Annotated in this window: 22 protein-coding genes and 3 pseudogenes; 20 read left to right on the top strand and 5 right to left on the bottom strand. The window is 64.6% G+C overall.

Features of this window, described 5'->3' with window-relative positions; translation table 11 throughout:
• From kdsA to DEM25_RS02555, 10 genes and pseudogenes are all read left to right on the top strand, one after another.
• Positions 1–846 carry a 3-deoxy-8-phosphooctulonate synthase gene (gene kdsA / locus DEM25_RS02605; protein WP_109767202.1) on the top strand — a complete coding sequence of 282 codons (846 nt, stop codon included), beginning with the start codon at positions 1–3 and terminating at the stop codon, positions 844–846.
• A gap of 106 nt (positions 847–952) precedes the next feature.
• A complete protein-coding gene (gene eno / locus DEM25_RS02600) occupies positions 953–2,224 on the top strand; it encodes a phosphopyruvate hydratase (RefSeq protein WP_109767104.1) in 1,272 nt (423 codons plus the stop codon).
• A gap of 529 nt (positions 2,225–2,753) precedes the next feature.
• Positions 2,754–3,800 carry a pyruvate dehydrogenase (acetyl-transferring) E1 component subunit alpha gene (gene pdhA / locus DEM25_RS02590; protein WP_109767106.1) on the top strand — a complete coding sequence of 349 codons (1,047 nt, stop codon included), beginning with the start codon at positions 2,754–2,756 and terminating at the stop codon, positions 3,798–3,800.
• Between the two features lie 9 nt (positions 3,801–3,809).
• Positions 3,810–5,066, top strand: a pseudogene (locus tag DEM25_RS02585) (pyruvate dehydrogenase complex E1 component subunit beta); the annotation flags it as partial.
• A 62-nt stretch (positions 5,067–5,128) separates the two neighbouring features.
• On the top strand, positions 5,129–6,526 hold the full coding sequence (locus DEM25_RS02580; protein WP_109767108.1) for a pyruvate dehydrogenase complex dihydrolipoamide acetyltransferase: 1,398 nt from the start codon (positions 5,129–5,131) through the stop codon (positions 6,524–6,526).
• A 2-nt stretch (positions 6,527–6,528) separates the two neighbouring features.
• The gene (locus DEM25_RS02575; RefSeq protein WP_109767109.1) at positions 6,529–6,882 is read left to right on the top strand and encodes a hypothetical protein; all 354 of its coding nucleotides are present in this window, start codon (positions 6,529–6,531) and stop codon (positions 6,880–6,882) included.
• 70 nt (positions 6,883–6,952) lie between these two features.
• On the top strand, positions 6,953–7,189 hold the full coding sequence (locus DEM25_RS02570) for an HP1242/YdcH family protein (RefSeq protein ID WP_109767110.1): 237 nt from the start codon (positions 6,953–6,955) through the stop codon (positions 7,187–7,189).
• Positions 7,190–7,232: 43 nt separating this feature from the next.
• Positions 7,233–8,681, top strand: coding sequence for a dihydrolipoyl dehydrogenase (gene lpdA, locus DEM25_RS02565; protein WP_109767111.1), 1,449 nt, complete (start codon positions 7,233–7,235; stop codon positions 8,679–8,681).
• 92 nt (positions 8,682–8,773) lie between these two features.
• The gene (gene lipA, locus DEM25_RS02560) at positions 8,774–9,745 is read left to right on the top strand and encodes a lipoyl synthase (protein WP_109767112.1); all 972 of its coding nucleotides are present in this window, start codon (positions 8,774–8,776) and stop codon (positions 9,743–9,745) included.
• A 4-nt stretch (positions 9,746–9,749) separates the two neighbouring features.
• Positions 9,750–10,223 (top strand): type II toxin-antitoxin system RatA family toxin, encoded by a 474-nt coding sequence (locus DEM25_RS02555; protein ID WP_109767113.1) that lies wholly within the window; start codon positions 9,750–9,752, stop codon positions 10,221–10,223.
• On the opposite strand, the gene DEM25_RS02550 is transcribed toward DEM25_RS02555, so the two are convergent.
• The gene (locus DEM25_RS02550) at positions 10,224–10,748 is read right to left on the bottom strand and encodes a CinA family protein (protein ID WP_109767114.1); all 525 of its coding nucleotides are present in this window, start codon (positions 10,746–10,748) and stop codon (positions 10,224–10,226) included.
• Between the two features lie 2 nt (positions 10,749–10,750).
• Positions 10,751–11,245: pseudogene (ispF, locus tag DEM25_RS02545) on the bottom strand (2-C-methyl-D-erythritol 2,4-cyclodiphosphate synthase); the annotation flags it as partial.
• 147 nt (positions 11,246–11,392) lie between these two features.
• Between ispF and dusB the strand changes: the two are divergent.
• The 9 genes and pseudogenes from dusB to DEM25_RS02500 all read left to right on the top strand — a co-directional run bounded on the left by dusB (position 11,393) and on the right by DEM25_RS02500 (position 22,805).
• Entirely contained in the window at positions 11,393–12,403 is a 1,011-nt protein-coding gene (dusB, locus tag DEM25_RS02540) for a tRNA dihydrouridine synthase DusB (RefSeq protein ID WP_109767115.1), read from the top strand.
• Positions 12,400–13,545 carry a two-component system sensor histidine kinase NtrB gene (locus DEM25_RS02535; protein WP_109767116.1) on the top strand — a complete coding sequence of 382 codons (1,146 nt, stop codon included), beginning with the start codon at positions 12,400–12,402 and terminating at the stop codon, positions 13,543–13,545. Before dusB ends, DEM25_RS02535 begins: the two co-directional genes overlap by 4 nt.
• Positions 13,542–15,002 (top strand): nitrogen regulation protein NR(I), encoded by a 1,461-nt coding sequence (gene ntrC, locus DEM25_RS02530; protein ID WP_109767117.1) that lies wholly within the window; start codon positions 13,542–13,544, stop codon positions 15,000–15,002. The genes DEM25_RS02535 and ntrC overlap by 4 nt, the downstream gene beginning before the upstream one ends.
• Positions 15,003–15,112: 110 nt before the next feature.
• Positions 15,113–17,452, top strand: coding sequence for a sensor histidine kinase NtrY-like (locus DEM25_RS02525; RefSeq protein ID WP_109767203.1), 2,340 nt, complete (start codon positions 15,113–15,115; stop codon positions 17,450–17,452).
• Positions 17,449–18,810 carry a nitrogen assimilation response regulator NtrX gene (gene ntrX, locus DEM25_RS02520; protein WP_109767118.1) on the top strand — a complete coding sequence of 454 codons (1,362 nt, stop codon included), beginning with the start codon at positions 17,449–17,451 and terminating at the stop codon, positions 18,808–18,810. The genes DEM25_RS02525 and ntrX overlap by 4 nt, the downstream gene beginning before the upstream one ends.
• 5 nt (positions 18,811–18,815) lie before the next feature.
• Positions 18,816–20,192, top strand: a complete 1,377-nt coding sequence (trkA, locus tag DEM25_RS02515; protein WP_109767119.1) for a Trk system potassium transporter TrkA — start codon at positions 18,816–18,818, stop codon at positions 20,190–20,192.
• A 33-nt stretch (positions 20,193–20,225) separates the two neighbouring features.
• On the top strand, positions 20,226–21,116 hold the full coding sequence (locus DEM25_RS02510) for a D-amino-acid transaminase (RefSeq protein WP_109767120.1): 891 nt from the start codon (positions 20,226–20,228) through the stop codon (positions 21,114–21,116).
• A gap of 135 nt (positions 21,117–21,251) precedes the next feature.
• Positions 21,252–21,503 carry an RNA chaperone Hfq gene (hfq, locus tag DEM25_RS02505; RefSeq protein ID WP_109767121.1) on the top strand — a complete coding sequence of 84 codons (252 nt, stop codon included), beginning with the start codon at positions 21,252–21,254 and terminating at the stop codon, positions 21,501–21,503.
• Positions 21,504–21,529: 26 nt separating this feature from the next.
• Positions 21,530–22,805 (top strand): annotated as a pseudogene (locus DEM25_RS02500) (HflX GTPase family protein).
• A gap of 9 nt (positions 22,806–22,814) precedes the next feature.
• Here DEM25_RS02500 and mazG read toward each other — a convergent pair.
• The 3 genes from mazG to DEM25_RS02485 form a co-directional block, all read right to left on the bottom strand.
• Positions 22,815–23,651 carry a nucleoside triphosphate pyrophosphohydrolase gene (gene mazG / locus DEM25_RS02495; protein ID WP_109767122.1) on the bottom strand — a complete coding sequence of 279 codons (837 nt, stop codon included), beginning with the start codon at positions 23,649–23,651 and terminating at the stop codon, positions 22,815–22,817.
• A gap of 69 nt (positions 23,652–23,720) precedes the next feature.
• Positions 23,721–24,191 (bottom strand): SRPBCC family protein, encoded by a 471-nt coding sequence (locus tag DEM25_RS02490; RefSeq protein ID WP_158585141.1) that lies wholly within the window; start codon positions 24,189–24,191, stop codon positions 23,721–23,723.
• 1 nt (position 24,192) lies between these two features.
• Positions 24,193–24,510: an ArsR/SmtB family transcription factor gene (locus tag DEM25_RS02485; RefSeq protein WP_109767124.1), complete on the bottom strand. Its 318-nt coding sequence runs from the start codon at positions 24,508–24,510 to the stop codon at positions 24,193–24,195.
• A gap of 140 nt (positions 24,511–24,650) precedes the next feature.
• Here DEM25_RS02485 and DEM25_RS02480 point away from each other — a divergent pair, with 140 nt between their 5' ends.
• Complete coding sequence (locus DEM25_RS02480; RefSeq protein ID WP_109767125.1) at positions 24,651–24,965, top strand: YciI family protein; 315 nt, start codon at positions 24,651–24,653, stop codon at positions 24,963–24,965.
• Positions 24,966–24,993: the final 28 nt, after the last annotated feature.

The raw sequence follows: 24,993 nt of genomic DNA, 5'->3' as shown, positions 1-24,993 counted from the left end.
ATGGACGCCCCAGCCATGGCACCGGCCGAGACCGTGGCAGCCGGCAAGGTACGCTTCGGCAACCATCTGCCGCTCGCCATCATTGCTGGGCCCTGCCAGATGGAAAGCCGCGACCATGCCGTCATGATGGCCGAGGCGCTCAAGACCATGGCCGGCGATCTGGGCGTCGGTCTCGTCTTCAAGACGAGCTATGACAAGGCCAACCGCACCTCGCTGTCGGGCCGGCGCGGCATGGGGCTGGAGGCGGCGCTGCCGGTCTTTGCCGAAATCCGCGAACGGCTGGGTCTTCCGGTTCTGACGGACGTGCATTCGCCCGAACAGTGCGCAGCGGTCGCCGATGTCGTGGACATATTGCAGATCCCGGCTTTCCTGTGCCGGCAGACCGACCTTCTGGTTGCCGCAGCGCAGACGGGCAGGATCGTCAACATCAAGAAGGGCCAGTTCCTGGCGCCCTGGGACATGGTCAATGTCGCCGCCAAGGTGACCGGCAGCGGCAATCCGAATGTGCTTCTGACCGAGCGCGGGGCGAGCTTTGGCTACAACACGCTGGTCTCCGACATGCGGGCGCTGCCGATCATGGCCGCAACCGGCGCGCCGGTGATCTTCGATGCGACCCATTCGGTCCAGCAGCCGGGCGGGCAGGGCGCCTCGTCGGGCGGCGACCGGACCATGGTTCCGCCTTTGGCGCGCGCCGCCGTTGCGGTCGGCGTTGCCGGCGTCTTCATCGAAACCCATGACGATCCGGACAATGCGCCGTCGGACGGGCCGAACATGATGCCGCTTGGCGAGATGGAAGCCCTGTTGCGGCAATTGATGGCGATCGACGCGCTCGTGAAGGGCAGCTAACGCCCCGACCGACCACTTTGCGCGCCTCCAGCGGTTTTCCTTTTCACAAAGCTCGGCTAAGGCAGCGGCGACAGTGCCAAACGCGATCCTGAGGGGAATGCCAGCCATGGGTGCCATCATCGACATTATCGGTCGCCAGATCATCGACAGCCGCGGAAATCCGACCGTGGAAGTCGATGTGCTGCTCGACGACGGCGCGTTCGGCCGCGCCGCGGTTCCGTCCGGCGCATCGACCGGCGTGCATGAGGCGGTCGAACTGCGCGACGGCGGCGGCGCATGGCTCGGCAAGGGCGTCGGCAACGCGGTCGACAATGTCAACGGGCCGATCTTCGACGCCATTGGCGGCATGGACGCCACGGACCAGGCCAAGATCGACGCGGTGATGATCGATCTCGACGGCACCGACAACAAGGGAAAGCTGGGCGCCAATGCGATCCTGGGCGTGTCGCTGGCGGTCGCCAAAGCCGCCGCGCAATCGGCCGGCCTGCCGCTCTACCGCTACGTCGGCGGCACCAACGCCCACATCCTGCCGGTGCCGATGATGAACATCATCAATGGCGGCGCGCACGCCGACAATCCGATCGATTTCCAGGAATTCATGATCATGCCGACCGGCGCGGCCTCGCTCGCCGACGCGGTGCGGATGGGCGCGGAAACCTTCCACACGCTGAAAAAGAAGCTGACCGCGGCCGGCCACAACACCGGCATTGGCGACGAGGGCGGCTTTGCGCCGAACCTCAAAAGCGCCGAGGCCGCGCTCGACTTCATCATGGAAGCGGTGACCGAGGCCGGCTATGCGCCGGGCGAGGATATGCATATCGCGCTCGATTGCGCAGCGTCGGAATTCTTCAAGGACGGCGCCTATGTCTATGAGGGCGAGGGTGTGACGCGCAGCGGCCAGGAGCAGGCCGAGTATCTGAAGAGCCTGGTCGACGCCTATCCGATCATCTCGATCGAGGACGGCATGCATGAGGACGATTGGGAAAGCTGGAAGATCCAGACCGAGCTGATCGGCGGCAAATGCCAGCTTGTGGGCGACGATCTGTTCGTCACCAACACGTCGCGACTGTCACGCGGCATCGACGAGGGCATCGCCAATTCGATCCTGATCAAGGTCAACCAGATCGGCACGCTCACCGAAACGCTGCGCGCGGTCGAAATGGCGCACAAGGCCGGCTACACGGCGGTGATGTCGCACCGGTCGGGCGAGACCGAGGATGCGACCATCGCCGATCTGGCGGTCGCCACCAATTGCGGGCAGATCAAGACCGGCTCGCTCGCCCGTTCCGACCGGCTGGCCAAATACAACCAGCTGATCCGCATCGAGGAAGAGCTGGGCGATCTGGGCCGTTACGCGGGCGCATCGATCCTGCGCTGACCGCTGGGCGGTTTGGGAAGGCGCGCCGCCGAATTCGGCGCGCCTTAGGAGCCGCTTAACCAAACTGCCGTACCACTGGACACCGCGCAGCTTTGGTTCCGGGTCATGTGGACGCGCCAGTACAGAAAATCTCCGCTTCGGCATCTCGTCATCCCGTCCATCGCGGCCCTGTCGCTGGGCTATTTCGGCTTCCATGGGATCACCGGCAATCTGGGGCTGACCTCGAAGTCGGAATATGAACAGCGCCTCGCCGGTCTCGAGGCGGAGCTGCAAGCCCTGTCGACGGCGCGCTCCATGCTGGAGACGCGCACCGCGGCGCTCAGNGTTGATCTTGTTGCATAATGGCACTGATCGCACTGCAACATTGGACGAATTGCTGCAGCGCACGAATTAACTTGATTTCAGTTAATTGTTGAATTTTCAAGCGATTTTATGACGTTATCGTCATGAAACCTATGCCAAAGTGCGTCTTGATGTCCGCGTTCGGCGCGATAGGATATGCCGAAATTCAACAGGGACGGAAACCCAGATGGCGACACGCGCACGCAAGGCGCCGGCAAAATCCAAGGCCGGTGCGAACAAGGGCGGCCTTTCGGCGCCCAAGCCCGCCGAGTTCACCAAGGATGAGGAACTGACCGCCTATCGCGACATGCTGCTGATCCGGCGTTTCGAGGAAAAGGCCGGCCAGCTGTACGGGATGGGCTTCATCGGCGGTTTCTGCCACCTCTATATCGGCCAGGAAGCGGTGGTCACCGGCATTTCCATGGCGATGGAGGATGGCGACCAGACCATCACCACCTATCGCGACCACGGTCACATGCTGGCGATGGACATGGAGTCGCGCGGCGTGATGGCCGAACTGACGGGCCGCCGGGGAGGTTACTCCAAGGGCAAGGGCGGCTCGATGCACATGTTCTCGAAAGAGAAGAACTTCTATGGCGGCCACGGCATTGTCGGCGCCAACGTGTCGCTGGGCGCGGGGATCGCGTTCGCCAACAAATATCGCGACAACGGCAAGGTGTGCTGCACCTATTTCGGCGACGGCGCGGCCAACCAGGGCCAAGTCTATGAGAGCTTCAACATGGCCTCGCTGTGGAAGCTGCCGGTCGTTTTCGTCATCGAGAACAACCGCTATGCCATGGGCACCTCCGTCGCCCGGTCCTCGGCCGAGACCGATTTCTCCCAGCGCGGCGTCTCCTTCAAGATCCCGGGCTTTCAGGTCGACGGCATGGATGTGCGCGCGGTCAAGGCCGCCGCGGATCTGGCGCTCGGCCATGCCCGCTCGGGCGAAGGGCCGGTGATCGTCGAGATGATGACCTACCGCTATCGCGGCCACTCCATGTCCGATCCGGCCAAGTACCGCACCAAGGACGAGGTGCAGAAGATGCGTTCGGAGCGCGATCCGATCGAACAGGTGAAGGCGCGGGTGATCGAGCAGAAGTGGGCGACCGAGGACGAGCTGAAGGCGATCGACAAGGAGGTCCGCGCGATCGTCGCCGATGCCGCCGAATTCGCGCAGAACGATCCCGAGCCGGACGTTTCCGAACTTTACACCGACATTTTGCTCGAAGCGTGAGGGGCGACCATGCCGATTGATATTCTGATGCCGGCCCTTTCCCCGACCATGGAAGAGGGCAATCTGGCCAAATGGCTGAAAAAAGAGGGCGATTCGGTCACCGCCGGTGACGTGATCGCCGAGATCGAGACCGACAAGGCGACCATGGAGGTCGAAGCGGTCGACGAGGGAACGATCGGCAAGATCCTGGTCGATGAGGGCGCCGAGGGCGTCAAGGTGAACACGCCCATCGCGGTGCTGCTCGAAGAGGGCGAAAGCGCCGACGACATCGGCACGTCTTCGGCACCTTCGGCCCAGCCTGCGCCCGCACCGGAGACCGAAGGCGCGTCCGATCCCGCGCCGGTGCCCGCTGCGCCCGCCGCCCAGGAAGCGCCCGCCGATCCCGAAGTGCCCGAGGGCACCGAAATGGTGCCGACCACCGTGCGCGAAGCGCTGCGCGATGCCATGGCCGAGGAGATGCGCGCCGACGACAGCGTCTTCGTCATGGGCGAGGAAGTCGCCGAATATCAGGGCGCCTACAAGGTCACCCAGGGGCTTCTGGACGAGTTCGGACCGCGGCGCGTGGTCGACACGCCGATCACCGAACACGGCTTCGCCGGCGTCGGCGTCGGCGCGGCGATGACCGGCCTAAGGCCGATCGTCGAGTTCATGACCTTCAACTTCGCCATGCAGGCGATCGACCAGATCGTCAATTCGGCCGCCAAGACGCTGTACATGTCCGGCGGCCAGATGGGTGCGCCGATGGTGTTCCGCGGCCCGAACGGCGCCGCAGCCCGCGTCGCCGCACAGCATTCGCAATGCTATGCGGCCTGGTACAGCCACATACCCGGCCTCAAGGTCATCCAGCCCTACAATGCGTCCGACGCCAAGGGGCTTTTGAAGGCCGCAATACGCGACCCGAACCCGGTCGTCTTCCTCGAAAACGAGATCATGTACGGCCAGACCTTCGACGTGCCGAAGCTGGACGATTTCGTCCTGCCGATCGGCAAGGCGCGGCTGCAGCGGGCGGGCAGCGACTGCACGATCGTCTCGTTCGGCATCGGCATGAGATACGCCATCGATGCGGCGGAAAAGCTGGCCGGCGAGGGCATCGATTGCGAGGTGATCGACCTGCGCACGCTGCGCCCGATGGACCTGCCCGCCGTCATCGCTTCGGTGAAGAAGACCGGCCGGCTGGTGACGGTCGAGGAGGGCTTCCCGCAAAGTTCTGTCGGCGACTATATCGCCAATCAGGTCACGCGCGAGGCGTTCGACTATCTCGACGCGCCNTGTGGGCGAGGTGATCGAGGCGGTCAAAGCCGTCACCTACGCGGGTTGAGGAGAGCGCAATGCCCATCACCATCACAATGCCCGCGCTGTCGCCGACCATGGAGGAGGGCAACCTCGCCAAATGGCTGGTCAAGGAGGGCGATACCGTCTCGGCCGGCGACGTGATCGCCGAGATCGAAACCGACAAGGCGACCATGGAAGTGGAAGCCGTCGATGAAGGCACAATCGCCAGCATCCTCGTGGCCGAGGGGACCGAGGCGGTGAAGGTCAACGCACCGATCGCCGTTCTGGCCGAGGAAGGCGAGGATGTGGCCGAAGCCGCCAAGGCAGGGCCATCAGGCGGTTCCGCGCCGGCGTCCGATCAGAGCGGGTCGGCATCGGGCGAGGCCGACGCCGCTTCGGAGGCGCCGGCAGCCTCCGGCAACGGCGCCGAAGCCCCGCCCGCACCGCCGAAAGCGGCCAAGAGCGGCGGCGACATCCCCGACAGCGTCAAGGCCGGCCCGGTGCCGGTCAAGGACGGTCAGAAAGTGTTCGCCTCGCCGCTGGCGCGCCGCATCGCCAACAATGAAGGCATCGACATCACCGCGATTTCCGGCTCCGGCCCGAAAGGCAGGATCGTCAAGCGCGATGTCGAAGCCGCGCTCGCCTCCGGCGCCAGGCCCGCCGCCGAAGCGCCGGCAGCAAAGGCCGACGCGCCTGCTCCCGCCATGGCGGTCGGCGCCTCTTCCGAACAGGTCCTTGCCAACTTCGCCGAGGGCTCCTACGAACTCGTCAAGCATGACGGCATGCGCAAGACGATCGCCAAGCGCTTGCAGGAATCCAAGCAGACCATCCCGCACTTCTATGTCACGGTCGATGTGGAACTGGACGCGCTTTTGGCCTTGCGTTCGCAGCTTAACAAGGCCGCGCCCGTCAAGGACGACAAGCCGGCCTACAAGCTGTCGGTCAACGACATGGTGATCAAGGCGCTGGCGCTGGCGCTGCGCGATGTGCCCGACGCCAACGTCTCCTGGACCGACGAAGCCATGGTCAAGCACCGCCACGCAGATGTCGGTGTCGCGGTGTCGATCCCCGGCGGGCTGATCACGCCGATCGTGCGCCGCGCCGAGGAGAAGACCCTGTCGGCGATCTCCAACGAGATGAAGGATCTGGGCGCCCGCGCCAAGGACCGCAAGCTGAAACCCGAGGAGTATCAGGGCGGTACAACGGCAGTCTCCAACATGGGCATGATGGGCGTCAAGGATTTCGCCGCCGTGGTCAACCCGCCGCATGCGACCATTCTGGCGGTTGGCGCCGGCGAACAGCGCCCGGTGGTCAAGGACGGCGCACTGGCGGTCGCGACCGTGATGAGCGTGACGCTGTCGACCGACCATCGCTGCGTCGATGGCGCGCTGGGCGCGGAGCTTCTGGCCGCCTTCAAGGGCTACGTCGAAAACCCGATGGGGATGCTGGTGTAGACATGCTGCCCGCAGGTCTCATTTTTGCTGCATTCATTGCTTGGGCGATGTCGATAAACATAATTCGTCGAGGTGATCTTGAGACGCGAGGCTTCCTGCTACTGCTCGTAAGCTTCGGTGCTATGGTTTTGGTGCATCTGGCTCCGTTCTTCGTTTACGGGTTTGTATGGGGCGCGGTCGTGCTGATCATCTCTTACATTGTCGGCGGAGGGGTCTCGGGTTTTCTGCTCGGCCTGGCCATAGCGTCACCGGATTGGCCCGACCGGTTCCTGCTACTGATTGGACCCGGCCCATTCATTCTTGCGTTGATTGCTATCCTGTTATCGGCAATCGCCATGCTGGGTAGTGTGAATTGATACCGATCAAGGAGGCATGAAGGCCGGCCGCTAGGGTGGTGCGATCAATGGGTGCAAAGGAGCAATGTCCATGGCGCACACGCCGCACGAACTGGCCGAAGAATTCCCAGACCATGTTGAAAAGATGAGCGAAATGAAGGTGTCGAACGCCCATTTCGCGCGCCTCTTCGACGAGTATCACGAAATCAACCGGGCCATTCACCGCGCCGAAACGGATATCGAGCCCACGGACGATTTCAACATGGAAGACATGCGCAAGAAGCGCATGCACCTGAAAGACGAAATCTACGGGATGCTGACCGGCTGATCCTTCGCTTCGGTCGCCTCCCCGAAAGGACAGGAGAGGCGACTTGGCTGACAATTCCTACGACGTGATCATCATCGGCTCGGGGCCCGGCGGCTATGTGACGGCCATCCGGTCCGCGCAGCTCGGTTTCAAGACGGCGATCGTCGAGCGCGAGCATCTGGGCGGCATTTGCCTCAACTGGGGCTGCATTCCGACCAAGGCGCTGCTGCGCTCGGCCGAAGTGATGGATTATGCCAGCCATATCGGCAATTACGGCCTGACGCTGGACGGCACGGTCAAGGCGGACGTGACCGCCGTGGTCGACCGCTCGCGCAAGGTGTCGGCACGCCTCAATGGCGGCGTCGGCATGCTGATGAAGAAGAACAAGATCGACGTGATCTGGGGCGAGGCCAAGCTGGCCGGCAAGGGCAAGGTCAGCGTCGGCAAGCCGTCGAAGAAAGCGATGGAGCCACAGCATCCCGCGCCCAAGGCGACCAAGGGCGAGGGCGATTACACCGCCAAGCACATCATCGTCGCGACCGGCGCGCGGCCGCGCGCGCTGCCCGGCATCGAGCCCGACGGCAAGCTGATCTGGACCTATTTCGAGGCGATGGTGCCGCAGACAATGCCCAGGAAGCTTGTCGTCATGGGTTCGGGCGCCATCGGTATCGAGTTTGCCTCCTTCTACAATTCCATGGGCGTCGACGTGACCGTCGTCGAACTGATGGACCAGGTCATGCCGGTCGAGGATGAGGAAATCTCCAAGCTCGCCCGCAAGCAGCTCGAAAAGCACGGTCTGACCATCCTCACCGGTGCCAAGGTCACCAAGGTCGACAAGAAGTCCGATTCGGTCGTCGCCCATGTCGAGGACAAGGACGGCAAGACGACGCCGATCGAGGCCGACCGGCTGATTTCCGCGGTCGGCGTTCAGGGCAACATCGAAAACCTCGGCCTCGAGGCGCTCGGCATAAAAACCGACCGCGGCTGCGTGGTGATCGACGGCTATGGCCGCACAAATGTCGAGGGCATCTATGCGATCGGCGATGTGGCCGGCCCGCCCATGCTGGCGCACAAGGCCGAGCATGAGGGCGTGATCTGCATCGAAAAGATCGCCGGCATCCCCGGCGTGCACGCCATGGACAAGAGCCTTATCCCCGGCTGCACCTATTGCCATCCACAGGTCGCGTCGGTCGGGCTGACCGAAAAGGCGGCCAAGGCCGAGGGCCGCGACATCCGCGTCGGCCGGTTCCCGTTCGCCGCCAACGGCAAGGCGATCGCGCTTGGCGAAGACCAAGGCCTGATCAAGACCATCTTCGACAAGAAGACGGGGCAATTGGTCGGTGCTCACATGGTCGGTGCCGAGGTCACCGAACTGATCCAGGGCTTTGTCGTCGCGATGAACCTGGAGACCACCGAGGAAGAGCTGATGCACACCGTCTTCCCGCATCCGACCCTGTCGGAGATGATGAAGGAAAGCGTGCTGGATGCCTATGGGCGGGTGCTGAACTCGTAATTGGTGCGCTTCGTCGCAGGCCGGTTGCGGCCGCGGCGTACCATCCATATTTTAGGCACGGTCAGCGGGCTTGTTGCCCAAGGAAACAGCCAATGGTCACCGTTGTCGATACGGTCAAATCCGAAAAGTCAAAGCCCCGCCATCCGGAAAAGGCGCACCGGCCCGACCAGGATTCCGGTCTGAAGAAGCCGGACTGGATACGCGTGCGCGCGCCGGTCTCCAAGGGCTTTCACGAGACCAACCGGATCGTCCAGTCGCACAATCTGGTGACCGTCTGCGGCGAGGCCGGCTGCCCGAACATCGGCGAGTGCTGGGACAAGAAGCATGCCAGCTTCATGATCCTGGGCGAGATCTGCACGCGCGCCTGCGCCTTCTGCAATGTGACGACGGGCATGCCGACCGGCATCGACAGCGAGGAACCGGTCAATGTCGCCAAGGCCGTCAGGACGATGGGGCTGAACCATGTGGTGATTACGTCCGTCGACCGGGACGATCTGCCAGACGGCGGCGCGCAGCATTTCGTCGACGTGATCAACGCCATTCGCGAACACTCGCCGGGCACGACGGTGGAGGTGTTGACGCCCGATTTTCTGCGCAAGGATGGCGCACTCGAAATGGTCGTCGCGGCACGGCCGGATGTCTTCAACCACAATCTCGAGACGGTCGCCTCGAACTATCTGACCGTGCGCCCCGGCGCCCGCTATTTCCACTCGATGCGGCTGTTGCAGCGGGTCAAGGAACTCGACCCGACCATGTTCACCAAGTCGGGCATCATGGTGGGGCTGGGCGAGACGCGCAACGAGGTGCTGCAGCTGATGGACGATCTGCGCACCGCCGATGTGGATTTCCTGACGATCGGCCAATATCTGCAGCCGACCAAGAAGCACCACAAGGTGATGGCCTATGTCACGCCGGACGAGTTCACCTCCTACGAGACGGCGGCTTATGCGAAGGGCTTTCTGATGGTGTCGGCCAGCCCGCTGACGCGGTCGTCGCACCATGCGGGCGAGGATTTCGACAAGCTGCGCGCCGCGCGCGCCAAGAAGCTGGCAGCCGCCGAGTAGCCCGATGCCGCAATTTTCCTCGACACGGCGCGTGCAGCACAGTGCCGATGCCATGTTCGCGCTTGTGGCCGATGTCGAAAGATACCCCGAATTCGTGCCTCTCTGCGAGGCGCTGACAGTGCGTTCCCGGCGCGAAAAAGCCGGCCGGACGCTGATGATCGCCGACATGACCGTCGGCTACAAGGCGATCCGGGAGACGTTCACCAGCCAGGTCATTCTCAAACCGTCAGAGCGCGAGATCGACGTGTCCTATGTCGACGGGCCGTTCAAATATCTCAGCAATGTCTGGCGCTTTGCCGATTGCGGCGATGGCTGCTGCGACGTGCATTTCCACATCGACTACGAGTTCAAAAGCCGTATGCTGGGTGCTCTGATGGGCGCGATGTTCGACCGCGCGTTCCGCAAATTCTCGCAGGCCTTCGAGGAACGCGCCGACGCGCTGCACGGCTCCATGGCGCGGCCCGCCGCCGGCGCCTGATCAGTCGCCGCCTGGCTTCTCCGGCATGCTGTCGCCAAGTTGCAGCAGCAGTTCCAGTGCCGTCACCACGGAAACCTGGCGAATGAAGGCGCGTCCACGATCCTCGAACTGGCGCTTGATGACGAGTGTCGAGCCGAACGAGGATGCCGCGCCGAACCAGACCGTACCAACGGGCTTGATGTCCGACCCGCCGTCCGGGCCGGCAATGCCGGTGACCGCCACCGCGATATCGGCATCGGAGCGCGCCAATGCTCCTTCTGCCATGGCGCCTGCGACCTCGCCGGAGACCGCGCCGACCGTGTCGAGCACCTCCGCATCGACGCCCAGCATCGCGATCTTGGCGGCATTGGAATAGGTCACGAACGCACGGTCGAAGGCGGCCGACGAGCCGGCGTGATCGGTGATCGCCGCGGCGATCATGCCGCCGGTGCAGCTTTCGGCGGTGGCGGCCATCAGACCCTTTTCGGTGAAGCTGCGGACCATCTCCGCCGACAGCGTCTCGATGGCCTCTTTCGCGTCGTCCATCGTCAGTCTCCCTTTTGCGCGTAGACGACGCTGGCCGTTGCGATCGCCGCGATGCCTTCGCCGCGCCCGACAAAGCCCATCTTTTCGTTGGTCGTCGCCTTGACCGAGCAGCGGCCGACCTCGATGCCGAGGATCGCGGCCAGCCTCTCGCGCATGGCCTGCCGATGCGGCGCGATCTTCGGCGCTTCGGCGATGATCGAGACATCGGCGTTCATGATCGTGCCGCCAGCATCGCGGACGATGTGCGCGGCATGTTCGAGAAACAGCGACGAGGCCTGATCTTTCCATTGCGGGTCGGACGGCGGGAAATGGTCGCCGATGTCGCCGGCGCCACAGGTGGCCAGCAGGGCGTCGGTCAGCGCGTGCAGGCCCACATCGGCATCGGAATGGCCCGACAGGGTCTTATCATGCGGGATGGCGACGCCGCACAACATGACATGGTCGCCGGAGCCGAACCGGTGCACGTCATAGCCATTGCCGGTACGGACGTCGGGGAGGGTGGCGGCGGGCGCAGCGGCGTCTGTCATCGTTGGATCCTGACCAAATCCGTTCCGGTTTATCAAAGAGCAGCGATTGCGCAATCGCGCGGTGATGTATAAAGATTAGGCACGATGGCTGATTGCCCAAAAAACATACAGGACCGAATGCCAATCGATCTTGAAGCTCCGATCGCGATCGGACCGGTGGTCGCGCGCAACCGGGTGTTTCTGGCGCCCATGTCCGGCATCTCCGATGCGCCGTTCCGCAAGCTGGCCTATGGCCATGGAGCGGGCCTCGTCGTCAGCGAGATGATCGCCAGCCGCGAATTCTGCGAAGCCCATGCCGAAAGCCGCAAGCGCGCGGCGCGTCATGACGGGCAGGGGCCGCTGATGCTGCAGCTTGCCGGCCGCGAGGCACGGTGGATGGGCGAGGCGGCGCGCATCGCCGAGGGCGAAGGTGCCGACATCATCGACATCAATATGGGCTGCCCGGCCAAGAAGGTGACGGGCGGGCTGTCAGGCTCCGCGCTGATGCGCGATCTCGACCATGCCTTGACGTTGATCGAGGCGACGGTGTCGGCCGTCACCGTGCCCGTGACGCTGAAGATGCGGCTTGGCTGGGACAATCGATCGATCAATGCGCCCGAACTCGCGCGCCGGGCAGAAGCGGCCGGCGTCCGCATGATCACCGTGCATGGCCGCACGCGCGCGCAATTCTATGAGGGCACAGCCGACTGGCGTGCCGTCGCCGCCGTCCGCGCGGCGACATCGTTGCCGCTGGTCGTCAATGGCGACATCGCCGACCGCACCTCTGCCCAAGCCGCGCTCGCCGCGTCGGGTGCCGACGCAGTGATGGTCGGCCGGGCCGCCTGCGGCCGGCCCTGGCTGGCCGGTGCCGTTGCCGGGCAGGGCACGGGTATTCCCGACGCCGCCGCGATCGGCGCCTATGTGATCGCCCATTATGAGGCGATGCTGGCCCACTATGGCGAAGAGACTGGCATACGCCACGCCCGCAAGCATCTGGGCTGGTATCTGGACGTCCATGCGAGCCATGTGAACGATTTCTTGGCGCGCAAGGGCACGATCCTGCGTGAACGCGATGCCGAAACGGTCAAACAGCATCTCGCCGTCCTCTTCGCCGAGGCCGCTTCCGGTGTGCGGAGCATGGCCGCATGACCTTGAATGACACGCGCAATGGCGGCGGCGCCCGGGCGCTTCAGGTGCTCAACACGATCCGCGATCCGGTCATTCTTCTCGATGCCGACAATCTGATCCGCTTCGCCAATCTCGAAGCCGAATATTTCTTTCTTTCATCGTCGACCCATCTCGAAGGCCGCAGGATCGACGATTTCCTGCCCTTTTCGAGCCCGCTGATCGCGCTGATCGGCCAGGTGCGTCAGGAGGGTTCGCCCGTCAACGAATATCGTGTCGACCTGTCCTCGCCGCGCCTTGGCGCAGAGCGCGTGGTCGACATCCACGTCACGCCGGTGCCCGAGGAGCCCGGCGCGATGGTCATCGTCTTCCGCGAACGGTCCATGGCCGACAAGTTCGACCGGCAGATGACCCACCGCGGCGCGGCGCGCTCGGTGACCGGCCTGGCCGCCATGCTGGGCCATGAGATCAAGAACCCGCTTTCGGGCATTCGCGGTGCCGCGCAACTTCTCGAAGTGTCGGCGAACGACGAGGACAAGGCGCTGACGCAGCTCATCCGCGCCGAGACCGACCGGATCGTCCAGCTTGTCGACCGGATGGAGGTCTTCTCCGACGAACGGCCCGTGGATCGCGAAGCGGTCAACATTCACATTGTGCTCGATCGTGTTGAAAAAATTGCCAAAACAGGCTTCGCCAAACATGTGCGCTTCTCCAAGGCATACGATCCCTCGCTGCCCTTCGTCGCCGGCAACCAGGACCAGCTGATCCAGGTCTTCCTGAACCTCGTGAAGAACGCGGCCGAAGCCTGTGCGGCTGCCGACCGGCCGCACATCAAGCTGCGCACCGCCTATCGGCCGGGCGTGCACCTGTCCATTCCCGGCGCCAACGAGCGCGTGTCGCTGCCGCTCGAATTCTCCGTCGAGGACAACGGGCCGGGCGTGCCCGAGGATATCCGCATGCACATGTTCGATCCGTTCATCACCACCAAGCCGAACGGCTCGGGCCTCGGTCTGGCGCTGGTTGCCAAAATCGTCGGCGACCATGGCGGGGTGATCGAATGCGACAGCGCGCCGAGCCGGACGCTGTTCCGCATTCTGATGCCCGCCGCACCAAGGGCGATGGTGCCGGATGCCGTGTCGACCGAAACACACGAGGCCCTGACATGAGCAACGGCACGGTTCTGGTCGCCGACGACGATGCCGCCATTCGCACGGTCGTCAGCCAGGCGCTGTCGCGTGCCGGCTACGATGTGCGGGTGACATCGAACGCGGCAACGCTGTGGCGCTGGGTGGCCGCCGGCGAGGGCGATGCGGTGGTCTCCGACGTCGTCATGCCGGACGACAATCTGTTCGACCTTCTGCCGCGCATGAAAAAGCTCCGCCCGGACCTGCCGGTGATCGTCATGAGCGCGCAGAACACCTTCATGACGGCGATCCGGGCGACGGAAAAGGGCGCCTACGAATATCTGCCCAAACCGTTCGATCTGGTCGAACTGACGGGCATTGTCGGCCGCTCGCTGACCGAACTCAAACGCAAGGATGACGGGCGCGGCATCGCGCCGGACCAGAGCGGCGAGACCATGCCGCTGGTCGGCCGCTCGGCGGCGATGCAGGACATCTATCGCGTGCTGGCGCGGATGATCCAGTCGGATCTGACCGTGCTGATCAATGGCGAGTCGGGCACCGGCAAGGAACTGGTCGCCCGCGCGCTGCACGAATATGGCAAGCGCAAGAACGGCCCGTTCGTGGCGATCAACATGGCGGCGATTCCGCGCGATCTGATCGAGTCCGAACTGTTCGGCCACGAGAAAGGGGCCTTTACCGGCGCGATGACCCGCTCAACCGGCCGGTTCGAGCAGGCCGAAAACGGCACGCTTTTCCTCGACGAGATCGGCGACATGCCGATGGATGCGCAGACCCGCCTTCTGCGCGTGCTCCAGCAGGGCGAATACATGACCGTCGGCGGCCGCACGCCGATCAAGACAAACGTGCGGATCGTCGCGGCGACCAACAAGGATCTGCGCGCCCTGATCAGCCAGGGCCTGTTCCGCGAAGACCTCTACTACCGGCTCAACGTGGTGCCGCTGCGCATTCCGCCGCTGCGCGAGCGGCTCGAGGATATCGGCGATCTGGTCAGCCATTTCCTTGCCAAGGTCCAGGAGGAGGGGCTGGAGGCCAAGCGCATCCTGCCCGACGCGCTCGAACTGATGCGCCGATATGACTGGCCGGGCAATGTGCGCGAACTCGAAAACCTGATCCGGCGCCTCGCCGCGCTCTATCCGCAAGACGAGATCACCGCCGAGATCGTCGCCAGCGAACTGCGCTCTTCGGATGGCGCGGGCGCCGGGGAAAGCGACGCGCAAGGCGCGATCGCGGCCGGCGACATGACGATCGCGCAAGCCGTCGAACTGAACATGCAGCGCTATTTTTCCTCGTTCGGCGACGCGCTGCCGCCGCCCGGGCTCTATCATCGCGTTCTCGCCGAGTTGGAGTATCCGCTGATCATGGCGGCGCTGACCGCCACGCGCGGCAACCAGATCCGCGCCGCCGACGTGCTCGGCCTCAACCGCAACACGCTGCGCAAGAAGATCAAGGACCTCGGCGTCACGGTCATCAAGGGCTGAGACCCGTACCGCTTTTCCACGACAATGCACTTGCCCAACCCCGTCGCGTTGCATTATTGCCACAATGTGTTGCGCAAATGCGACGCTGGCGCGGGGGCGATGAGGCAGGCATGGTTTCGGCGGAACAGAGCGCTCCCCGTTCGGCGATAACGCGGACCTTCGGCGGCGGGCATGTCAGCCCTGCCGGGGGGATCGCGCTGGTTGCAGCCGCTCTTCTGACCGCGACGGTCTCCTTCATAATCCTGATCGGCCTGACACCGATCCGGCCGGACAACCGGGTTACGGTCGGCGCCATCGTCATCAACGGCCTGTTCGTCGCTGCGCTGCTGCTGCTGATCGGGCTGGAGTTGCGCAACATATGGCAGGCACGCCGCGCGGGCAGGGCGGCGGCCCGGCTGCATGTGCGCATCGTCGCCATGTTCTCGGTTGTCGCTGCCGCACCGGCGATCGTCGTCGCGCTCGTTGCCGCGATCACGCTCGATCTCGGTCTCGACCGCTGGTTCGAAATCCGTACCCGCACGATCGTCGACAGCTCCATCCAGGTCGCCGAATCCTATGTGAACGAGACGGCGGTGAACCTGCGCGATTCGACCATCAACATGGCGTTCGCGCTCGATTCCCAGCGGCGCCTGTTCAATCTGGACCGCACCGGATTTCGACGCTTCCTGACCCAGCAGGCGCTGGGCCGGGCGCTTCTGGGCGCATCCGTCATCCGCCCGGACGGCAGCGTCATCCAGTCCGCCGACATCGACGTGGACCGGCCGCTGCCCCTGCCGCCGCAGGATGCGCTGGACGCGGCCGCCGACGGCAAGCCGGTGATCATCCCGCCGGGCACGACCAACCTTGTCGGCGCGGTGATCCAGTTGCGCGAGATCGACAATGCGCTGCTCTACACGCTCCGCACGATTGACGCCGATGCGCTCGATGCGGTGCGGCTGATGCAGCAGAACCGCGCCGAGTACCAGAACCTCGATGCCAACCAGGGCACGCTGCAACTCGCCTTCGCGCTGCTTTACTTCGGGCTGACGCTGATCCTGCTGCTGTCGGCGATCTGGACCGGGATCGCGGTCGCCAACCGGATCGTCCGGCCCATCCGGCAGCTGATCAACGCGTCGGACGAGGTGGGGCGCGGCAATCTGGAGGTGCGCGTCCCTGTGCGCGCGTCGGATGGTGACGTCGCCCATCTGGGCGAGACGTTCAACGACATGCTCGGGCAGCTCAAGAGCCAGCGCGACGAGATTTTGAGTGCCAAGGATGTCATCGACAAGCGGCGCCGCTTTTCGGAAGCGGTCTTGTCGGGCGTCTCCGCCGGCGTTCTGGGCGTCGACGACCGCGCACGCATCTCGGTGGCCAACCGCTCGGCGGCCAACATCCTCAATGGCGGCAAGCCGATCGCCGCCGGCGCGACGCTCAAGGATGTGGCGCCGCCCGTCCATGCCGGCTTCGTCAAGGCAATCGAATCGCGCCGCGCCGACTATCGCGCCCCGGTCTCCTACATCGATCGCAACGGGCGCGAGCGCGTGCTCAACATCCAGGTCAATTTCGACCGCCAGCCCGCCGGCCAGGCCGGAAAGCCGGCGCGCACGCATGTCGTCACGGTCGACGACATTTCCGATCTGGTCGACGCACAACGCTCGAGCGCCTGGGCCGATGTCGCCCGCCGAATCGCGCACGAAATCAAAAACCCGCTGACGCCGATCCAGCTGTCCGCCGAGCGGATCAAGCGCCGTTACGGCAAGGCGATCGCCGACGACGACCGGGAGGTGTTCGACCAGTGCACCGACACGATCATCCGGCAGGTGGGCGATATCGGCCGCATGGTGGACGAATTCTCGTCGTTCGCGCGCATGCCCAAACCTGTGATGACCGGTCAGGACCTGCGCGAGACAATCCGCGAGGCGGCGTTTCTCGTCGAGGTCAGCCGCAACGAGATCACCGTGGAGCGGGACCTGCCGGACGAGGCGCTGCCGGCGGTCTTCGATGCGCGTCTGGTCGGCCAGGCGATCGGCAACGTCATCAAGAACGCTTCGGAAGCCATCGAAGCGCGGCTGGCCGGTCATCAGGACGAGGGCATTGCCGGTCATATCCTCGTGCGGGCCTACCGCACGGACGATGGCGCGCACATCCATGTCGATGTGATCGACAATGGCCGCGGCCTGCCGCGCCAGAACCGGCAGAAGCTTCTCGAACCCTATATGACGACGCGCGAAAAGGGCACGGGTCTCGGGCTCGCCATCGTGCGCAAGGTCATGGAAGACCATGCGGGCGCGCTGGAGCTGCATGACGCGCCCGACGATTTCCACAATGGCATCGGCGCCCTGGTGCGGCTGGTCTTTCCGGCTCGCGGCGGGGCAGGGGTTTCCGATGCCCGCATCACAAAAGAAGAACCCGAAACGGACGCGGCGCGCCCCGGCGCGCCGTCCAAGGGACACCCGGAGGCAGCCCCATGAAAGCCGACGTTCTCGTCATCGACGATGAAGACGATATCCGCGACATCGTTTCGGGCATTCTGGACGATGAGGGCTACGAGACGCGTACCGCCCATGACAGCGATTCAGCGCTGGCGGCCATTTCCGACCGCGTGCCGCGGCTGATCTTCCTCGACATCTGGCTGCAGGGCAGCAAGCTCGACGGGCTCGAACTGCTCGATGTCATCCAGCAAATGCATCCGGGCCTGCCGGTGGTGATGATCTCCGGCCATGGCAACATCGAAACCGCGGTGTCGGCGATCAAGCGCGGCGCCTACGATTACATCGAAAAGCCGTTCAAGGCGGACCGGCTGATCCTTGTCGCCGAACGTGCGCTGGAAGCCCATGCGCTCAAACGCGAGATCGCCGCGCTGAAGCGCCATTCGAGCGATCAGGGAGAACTGACCGGCCAGTCGCCGGCGATGAACACGCTGCGCCAGGCCATCGGCCGGGTGGCGCCGACCAACAGCCGGGTGATGATCACCGGGCCGTCCGGCTGCGGCAAGGAACTGGTTGCCCGCGCAATCCATGCGGCCTCGGACCGGTCGGCGGGCCCGTTCGTCGCGCTCAACGCGGCGGCGATCACGCCCAGCCGCATGGAGATCGAGCTGTTCGGCACCGAGGCCAACGGCGCCGAGCGCAAGGTCGGCGCGCTCGAACAGGCCCATGGCGGCATTCTCTATCTCGACGAAGTCGCCGACATGCCGCGCGAGACCCAGTCGAAGATATTGCGCGTGCTGGTGGAACAGGAATTCGAGCGCGTCGGCGGTGTCCGGCGGGTCAATGTCGATGTGCGCATCATTTCATCGACCGCCTTCGATCTTGAAGCGCTGATCGCCGAGGACCGGTTCCGGCGCGATCTCTACAGCCGGCTGGCGGTGGTGCCCGTCGCGGTGCCGGGGCTTGCCGAGCGGCGCGAGGATATCGCCATGCTGGTGGACGGTTTCGTCAAGCAGATCAGCGCCCAGACCGGCATCCGTCCCCGCATGATCGACGACGAGGCGATGGCCGTGCTGCAGGCGCATTCCTGGCCGGGCAACATCCGCCAGTTGCGCAACACGGTCGAGCGCGTGCTGATCCTGGCGCGCGACGAACCGGACGACCGGATGATCTCGCCGGACATGCTGCCCGCCGAACTGAGCGAAAACCTGCCCAAGGCGCCGACGGCGGAGGATACGCACATCATGTCGCTGCCGCTGCGCGAGGCGCGGGAGCGCTTCGAGCGCGACTATCTGCTGGCGCAGATATCGCGCTTTGGCGGAAACATCTCGCGCACCGCCGAGTTCATTGGTATGGAACGCTCCGCCTTGCACCGCAAACTCAAATCCTTGGGAGTGTGATCTAGATGCGCGTCATCATCTGCGGCGCCGGTCAGGTCGGGTTCGGCATCGCCGAGCGGCTGGCCAGCGAGGACAATGACGTCTCGGTCATCGACACCTCCCAGAACCTGATCCAGCGGGTGCGCGACACGCTCGATGTGCGCGGCATCGTCGGCCATGGCAGCCACCCGGACGTGCTGGCTGCCGCCGGCGCCGACCAGGCCGAAATGATCATCGCGGTCACGCTCTATGACGAGGTCAACATGACCGCCTGCCAGGTGGCGCACTCGCTGTTCGACGTGCCGACCAAGATCGCGCGCGTGCGTGCGCAATCCTATCTGGGCGCCCATTTCGGCGATCTGTTCTCGCGCGACCATCTGCCGATCGACGTCATCATCTCGCCGGAAAAGGAAGTCGGCGAGGTTGTGCTCAAGCGCATCGCGCTGCCCGGTGCCACCGATGTCGTCCAGTTCGCCGACGACAATGTGACGATGATGGCGATCGAGTGCCGCGAGGATTGCCCGGTCATCAACACGCCGCTGAGCCAGCTGACCGATTTGTTCCCCGATCTCAGCGCGACGGTCGTGGGCGTCTGGCGCAACGAGAAACTGTTCGTGCCCCATTCGGCGGACCAGCTTCTCGTCGACGATCTGGTCTATGTGATCTCAAATCGCGACCAGGTGCGGCGGACCCTGTCGCTGTTCGGGCATGAGGAAACCGAGGCGCGGCGGATCGTCATCGCCGGCGGCGGCAATATCGGCCATTTCGTCGCCACCGAACTGGAACGCAGCGGCGCGCGCACCAATGTCAAGATCATCGAGCACAATCGCGAACGCGCGATCAGCGTCGCCGACACGCTGCGCCGCACGATCGTGCTGCATGGCAGCGCGCTCGACCAGCAGATCCTGCACGAAGCCGACATTCAGGACGCCGAACTGATGGTCACGCTGACCAATGACGACCAGGTCAACGTTCTGTCGGCGGTCATGGCCAAGAAGCTGGGGTGCGATGCGACGATGAGCCTGATCAATGATCTTGGCTATCAGAGCTTCACCTCGACGCTCGGCATCGACGCGCACATCAACCCGCGTGCGGTGACGATCTCGCGCGTGCTGCAGCATATGCGCCGCGGCCGCATCCGCCAGGTCCACTCGGTGCAGAAGGGTCAGGCGGAGGTGCTGGAGGCCGAGGCGCTTGAGACTTCGCCGCTTGTCGGCGTGCCGCTGCGCGAACTCGATCTGCCCGAGGACATCCGGATCGGTGCGCTCTACCGGGACGGCGAAGTGGTCAAGCCGGACGGCGAAACCCGCATCAAGGCACATGACCGCGTGGTGATCTTCGCCAAGACATCGGCGGTCAAGAAGGTCGAGCAGCTGTTCCGCGTCAGCCTGCAGTTCTTCTGAGAGCGCCGCCGCGCACGAAAGGGAAGGGGACGGATGTCACGCATTGCCTATGTCAACGGCCGCTATGTGCCGCATGCGCAAGCCCAGGTGCATGTGGAGGATCGCGGCTACCAGTTTTCCGACGGCGTCTATGAGGTGTGCGAGGTTTCCGGCGGCTTCATCATCGATCGGACGCGACATCTGGACCGGCTGGACCGCTCGTTGAGCGAACTGGCGATGGCCTGGCCCGTGGGCCGCGACGCGCTCGGCCGGATCATGATCGAAGTGACAAGCCGGAACCGAGTGCGCGACGGGCTGGTCTACCTGCAGGTGACGCGCGGTGTGGCACGCCGCGACCATCCGTTCCCGCCTCCCGGCACGCCGACGGCGCTCGTCGTGACAGCCAAATCGACCGACCGCCGGGCGTTCGCCGAAAAGGCCGAAAAGGGTGTCGCCGTGATCACCGTGCCCGACAATCGCTGGGACCGGGTGGACATCAAGACGATCGGCCTGCTGCCCAACGTTCTGGCGCGGCAGCAGGCGCGCGACAGCGGCGCGGCCGAAGCCTGGATGATCGACGAGGACGGCATGGTCACCGAGGGCGCGGCCACCAATGCCTGGATCGTGACGATGGACAATGTGCTGGTCACCCGTCCCGCCGAAAACGGCATCCTGCGCGGTGTGACACGTGCGACCGCGCTCGAGGCGGCGGCGAAACTGGGCCTGGCCGTCGAGGAACGTGGTTTTACCGTTGCCGAAGCCATGGCGGCGCGGGAGGCGTTCATGACGTCTGCGACCTCGCAGATCATGCCGGTGACGAGCATTGACGGTGCGCCGGTCGCCAATGGTCATCCGGGAGAAACGGCACGCCAGCTGGGGCGGGCTTTCTTCGGTGCGGCCGAAAAAATCGCTGTTGCCGGCTCGCTTTCCCTTGAAAAGCGGTGATCTTTTCGCAAATCTCATCATGAGACAGTCGAAACTGTCACAGATGGCCAGCCATTGTCGCAAAATCGGGCCGTTGAGCGGCGGTCGCAGGATAGTGATACGATAAACAAAAAGCACCGAAGTGGGGCATCAGGAATGGCCGAAAGGTCGCAGAACCTTCAAGACCAGTTTCTCAACGCAGTCAGAAAACAGAAAATCCCGCTGACCATCTTCCTGGTCAACGGCGTTAAGCTGACCGGTGTCGTGACGTCGTTCGACAATTTCTGTGTGTTGCTGCGCCGGGATGGAAGCGCGCAGCTCGTCTACAAGCACGCCATATCGACGATCATGCCGAGCCAGCCCGTGCAGCTGTTCGACAGCGAAAGCGCGAGCCAGAAGCCCGAGTGACGCAGCGCGTTTCCCGGCCAGAGACGATGAAGCAGGGGCGCGGCGGCGGCGTGGACCGCCGCGGCGAGCCGACGCGTGCCGTCGTGCTGGCGCCCGACATCGCCAAACGGGACAATGATGCCGATCGGGCCGGGTTGCCGGTGCGGACGGCGGGCGAGCGGCTGGCCGAGGCCGCCGGTCTCGCGCGCGCCATCGACCTGGTGATCGCCGACCAGATGGTGGTGCCGGTCGCCAAGCCCGTTCCGGCGACGCTGATCGGCTCGGGCAAGGTCGCTGAACTGGCGGGCGTGATCGCGGCGCACGAAGCCGGACTGGTGGTTGTCGACCACGCGCTGACGCCGGTTCAGCAGCGCAATCTCGAAAAGGCGTGGAACGCCAAGGTGCTCGACCGCACCGGACTGATCCTCGAAATTTTCGGGCGCCGGGCGCGCACGAAAGAGGGCTCGCTTCAGGTCGAACTGGCGCATCTGAACTATCAGCGCGGACGCCTCGTGCGCTCATGGACGCACCTTGAGCGCCAGCGCGGCGGGGCAGGGTTCCTGGGCGGTCCCGGCGAAACGCAGATCGAGGCCGACCGGCGCATCCTGCGCGACNAAGGTGCCGCTGCCGGTGGTGGCGCTGGTCGGCTACACCAATGCCGGCAAGTCGACCCTGTTCAACCGGCTGACGGGCGCCGCCGTCATGGCCGAGGACATGCTGTTCGCCACGCTTGATCCGACCTTGCGCCGCGTGCGCCTGCCGGGCGGGACCGAGATCATTCTGTCAGACACGGTCGGCTTCATCTCCGACCTGCCGACGCATCTGGTGGCCGCGTTCCGCGCGACGCTCGAAGAGGTCGAGGAAGCCGACCTGATCGTCCATGTTCATGACGCGTCCGATCCGCAGGCGGCGGCGCAGAGTTCAGACGTGCGCGCCGTTCTTGCCGAGCTCGACGTGACGCCGGACGACGAGCATGTGATCGAGGTGCACAACAAGACCGATGCGCTGGGCGAAGATGCCCGCGCCGCGCTCTCGGCCAGGGTGTCCGGGCAGGGCCAGGTGGCCGTGTCGGCGCTGACCGGCGAGGGGATGGATGCGCTTCTGGCGCTGATCGAGGAACGCATTGCCGGAGCGCTGGTGACCCGGCAATTTACGGTACCCGCCGCCCGGTTCGCCGATGTCGCGTGGCTGTACGAGAACGCGGTTGTCCGCGACCGGCAGGACGGCGACGATGGCAGCGTCTCGGTCAGCGTGCAGATGACGCGAGACACCGCCGATGCCTATGATCGACGGACGGCGCGGGTTACCGAGAAGACCGGGTAACAGCCGTCGTCAGGCCGGGTTTTCCGCCTTTTTGACCGCGTTCCAGATCGCATCCATCTCGGCAAGATCGGCGGCTTCGACCGACGAGCCGCGCGCCGACAGCTCTTCCTCGATCCGTTTGAAACGGCGCGCGAATTTGGCGTTGGCTTCGGTCAGCGCGGCCTCGGGTTCGAGATCGAGATGCCGGCCAAGATTGACCATCGCGAAAAGCAGGTCGCCATACTCCTCGCGAATGCGGTCGGGATCGGCCTCGTCCATCACCTCGGCCAGTTCCTCGGTTTCCTCGCGAATCTTGGCAAGGATCGGCGGCGCGGTGTCCCAGTCGAAGCCGACATTGGCGGCACGCTTTTGCAGCTTCAGGGCGCGCATCAGGGCGGGCAGGGCGCGCGGCACATCGTCCAGCAGAGACGGGGTTTCGTCCGACCCGTCGGCGGTGCCGGCCGCCTTGTGTGCCGCCACGCGCTCGGCCTTTTCGCCGGCCTTGATCTTCTCCCACATGCCCTTGGCGAGCTTTTTGCTGCGCACCGTGTCGTCGCCGAAGACATGGGGATGCCGGCGGATCATCTTGCGGGTGATCGCCTCGACCACGGCGCCGAAATCGAAGGTGCCGGCTTCCTCGGCCATCCGCGCGTGGAAGACGACCTGCAACAGGAGATCGCCCAGTTCGTCGACCAGATCGATCATGTCGTCGCGTTCGATCGCGTCGGCCACCTCATAGGCTTCCTCGATCGTATAGGGCGCGATCGTCGCAAATGTCTGCTCGACATCCCACGGGCAACCCGTTTCGGGGTCGCGCAGGCGGGCCATGATCTCGATCAGTCGGTCGATGTCGCGGGAGGGTTCCATGGCCGCAAACTGCGGCGGGTCGCCCGTACTGTCATGCCGCCTTTTGGCGGCGCGCGTCCTTATGCACAGCTATTCGGCCAGCACGTCGCGCAGCGATCCGAACGAGGCCTCCCAGCCGCCGCCAATGCCGCGCCGCGCATCCTCGGTCCGGACGGCGGAATGGACGAGCCGCACCATCGTGCCCGAACCTTTGGGCGTGAACGTCACCTCGATCCGCGATTCCGGCGTCGCCTCGCGGGCGCCATCGGCCCGGGTGATCACATGCGACCAGGAAAAGACCAGCCGCTCGTCCGGCTCGATTTCCGCATAGGCGCCTTCAAACCCCATGGTCTGTTCGGCGGTTCTGGAATGCAGAAAGCGCCATGCGCCGCCGGGCCGCAAATCGATATCGGCCGAATGCAGCGAGTTCGGCTCGAGACCGAACCATTTCATGACGATGTCCGGATTGGTCCAGGCGTTGAAGACGCGGGCCGGCGAGGCGGCGAAGAAGCCTTCGACCACGATCGGGTCGTCGCCCGGAGGCGATTGAACGAACTGCATCTCAGTCTCCGCTTTCGGCCAGATAGCGGGCCAGATTGTCGAACTGCTGGCCCCAGAACGCCTCATAGTCCGACAGCCACTCGGCCGCCTGCTTCATCGGCGTCGCGTTGAGCCGGCAATAGCGGCTGCGTCCGCGCTGTTCGACGGTGACGAGGCCCGCATCGCTGAGAACCCGCACATGCTTGGAGACGGCGGTCTGGGACATGGCAAACGGGCCGGCGAGATCGGACAGGCGGGTTTCTCCATCGGCAAGCCTGGCCAGGATGGCGCGCCGCGCCTCGTGGCTGAGCGCGGCAAAGGTGGTGTCGAGTGCATTCATGCGGCCGGCATATCACTCAACCATATGGTTGACAATACGGCGCAGCCCTATTAATCAACCACATGGTTCAGTATTGATGAACCCGCCGCTCGGCACCCGGCTGGGCGGGCGAAATCATCCGACATTCAAGGAGATCGATCATGTCACATTTCATCTTCGCCTATCATGGCGGCAACAGGCCCGACACGCCCGAGGAAGGCGCCAAGGTCATGGCGCAGTGGGAAGCCTGGTTCAAGGAGATGGGTGACGCCGTCGTCAATCCGGGCAATCCGGTGGGCATGTCGAAGACCGTCAGCGGCTCAGGCGTCACAGATGATGGCGGCGCCAACCCTCTGTCGGGCTTCACCATCGTCAGCGCCGGCGGCATCGATGCCGCAGTCGCCATGGCCAAGGGCTGCCCGATGGTCGCTGATGGCAGCGGCACGGTCGAGGTCGCCGAGATCATGGAAATGTGACGGCGCGCGCAGGGCAGGCCGGCGTCAG

This window comes from Oceaniradius stylonematis, assembly GCF_003149475.2.
GTDB lineage: Bacteria > Pseudomonadota > Alphaproteobacteria > Rhizobiales > Rhizobiaceae > Roseitalea > Roseitalea stylonematis.
Note: the sequence above shows the minus strand (reverse complement) of the source record. Positions and strands in the feature narration are given on the sequence as shown.

What these genes read in the sequence shown, in the direction of transcription:
- kdsA (WP_109767202.1), top strand. Translation starts at nt 1, where the DNA reads ATGGACGCCCCAGCCATGGCACCGGCCGAGACCGTGGCAGCCGGCAAG.
- eno (WP_109767104.1), top strand. Translation starts at nt 953, where the DNA reads ATGGGTGCCATCATCGACATTATCGGTCGCCAGATCATCGACAGCCGC.
- pdhA (WP_109767106.1), top strand. Translation starts at nt 2,754, where the DNA reads ATGGCGACACGCGCACGCAAGGCGCCGGCAAAATCCAAGGCCGGTGCG.
- DEM25_RS02580 (WP_109767108.1), top strand. Translation starts at nt 5,129, where the DNA reads ATGCCCATCACCATCACAATGCCCGCGCTGTCGCCGACCATGGAGGAG.
- DEM25_RS02575 (WP_109767109.1), top strand. Translation starts at nt 6,529, where the DNA reads ATGCTGCCCGCAGGTCTCATTTTTGCTGCATTCATTGCTTGGGCGATG.
- DEM25_RS02570 (WP_109767110.1), top strand. Translation starts at nt 6,953, where the DNA reads ATGGCGCACACGCCGCACGAACTGGCCGAAGAATTCCCAGACCATGTT.
- lipA (WP_109767112.1), top strand. Translation starts at nt 8,774, where the DNA reads ATGGTCACCGTTGTCGATACGGTCAAATCCGAAAAGTCAAAGCCCCGC.
- DEM25_RS02555 (WP_109767113.1), top strand. Translation starts at nt 9,750, where the DNA reads ATGCCGCAATTTTCCTCGACACGGCGCGTGCAGCACAGTGCCGATGCC.
- DEM25_RS02550 (WP_109767114.1), bottom strand. Translation starts at nt 10,748, where the DNA reads ATGGACGACGCGAAAGAGGCCATCGAGACGCTGTCGGCGGAGATGGTC.
- dusB (WP_109767115.1), top strand. Translation starts at nt 11,393, where the DNA reads ATGCCAATCGATCTTGAAGCTCCGATCGCGATCGGACCGGTGGTCGCG.
- DEM25_RS02535 (WP_109767116.1), top strand. Translation starts at nt 12,400, where the DNA reads ATGACCTTGAATGACACGCGCAATGGCGGCGGCGCCCGGGCGCTTCAG.
- ntrC (WP_109767117.1), top strand. Translation starts at nt 13,542, where the DNA reads ATGAGCAACGGCACGGTTCTGGTCGCCGACGACGATGCCGCCATTCGC.
- DEM25_RS02525 (WP_109767203.1), top strand. Translation starts at nt 15,113, where the DNA reads ATGGTTTCGGCGGAACAGAGCGCTCCCCGTTCGGCGATAACGCGGACC.
- ntrX (WP_109767118.1), top strand. Translation starts at nt 17,449, where the DNA reads ATGAAAGCCGACGTTCTCGTCATCGACGATGAAGACGATATCCGCGAC.
- trkA (WP_109767119.1), top strand. Translation starts at nt 18,816, where the DNA reads ATGCGCGTCATCATCTGCGGCGCCGGTCAGGTCGGGTTCGGCATCGCC.
- DEM25_RS02510 (WP_109767120.1), top strand. Translation starts at nt 20,226, where the DNA reads ATGTCACGCATTGCCTATGTCAACGGCCGCTATGTGCCGCATGCGCAA.
- hfq (WP_109767121.1), top strand. Translation starts at nt 21,252, where the DNA reads ATGGCCGAAAGGTCGCAGAACCTTCAAGACCAGTTTCTCAACGCAGTC.
- mazG (WP_109767122.1), bottom strand. Translation starts at nt 23,651, where the DNA reads ATGGAACCCTCCCGCGACATCGACCGACTGATCGAGATCATGGCCCGC.
- DEM25_RS02490 (WP_158585141.1), bottom strand. Translation starts at nt 24,191, where the DNA reads ATGCAGTTCGTTCAATCGCCTCCGGGCGACGACCCGATCGTGGTCGAA.
- DEM25_RS02485 (WP_109767124.1), bottom strand. Translation starts at nt 24,510, where the DNA reads ATGAATGCACTCGACACCACCTTTGCCGCGCTCAGCCACGAGGCGCGG.
- DEM25_RS02480 (WP_109767125.1), top strand. Translation starts at nt 24,651, where the DNA reads ATGTCACATTTCATCTTCGCCTATCATGGCGGCAACAGGCCCGACACG.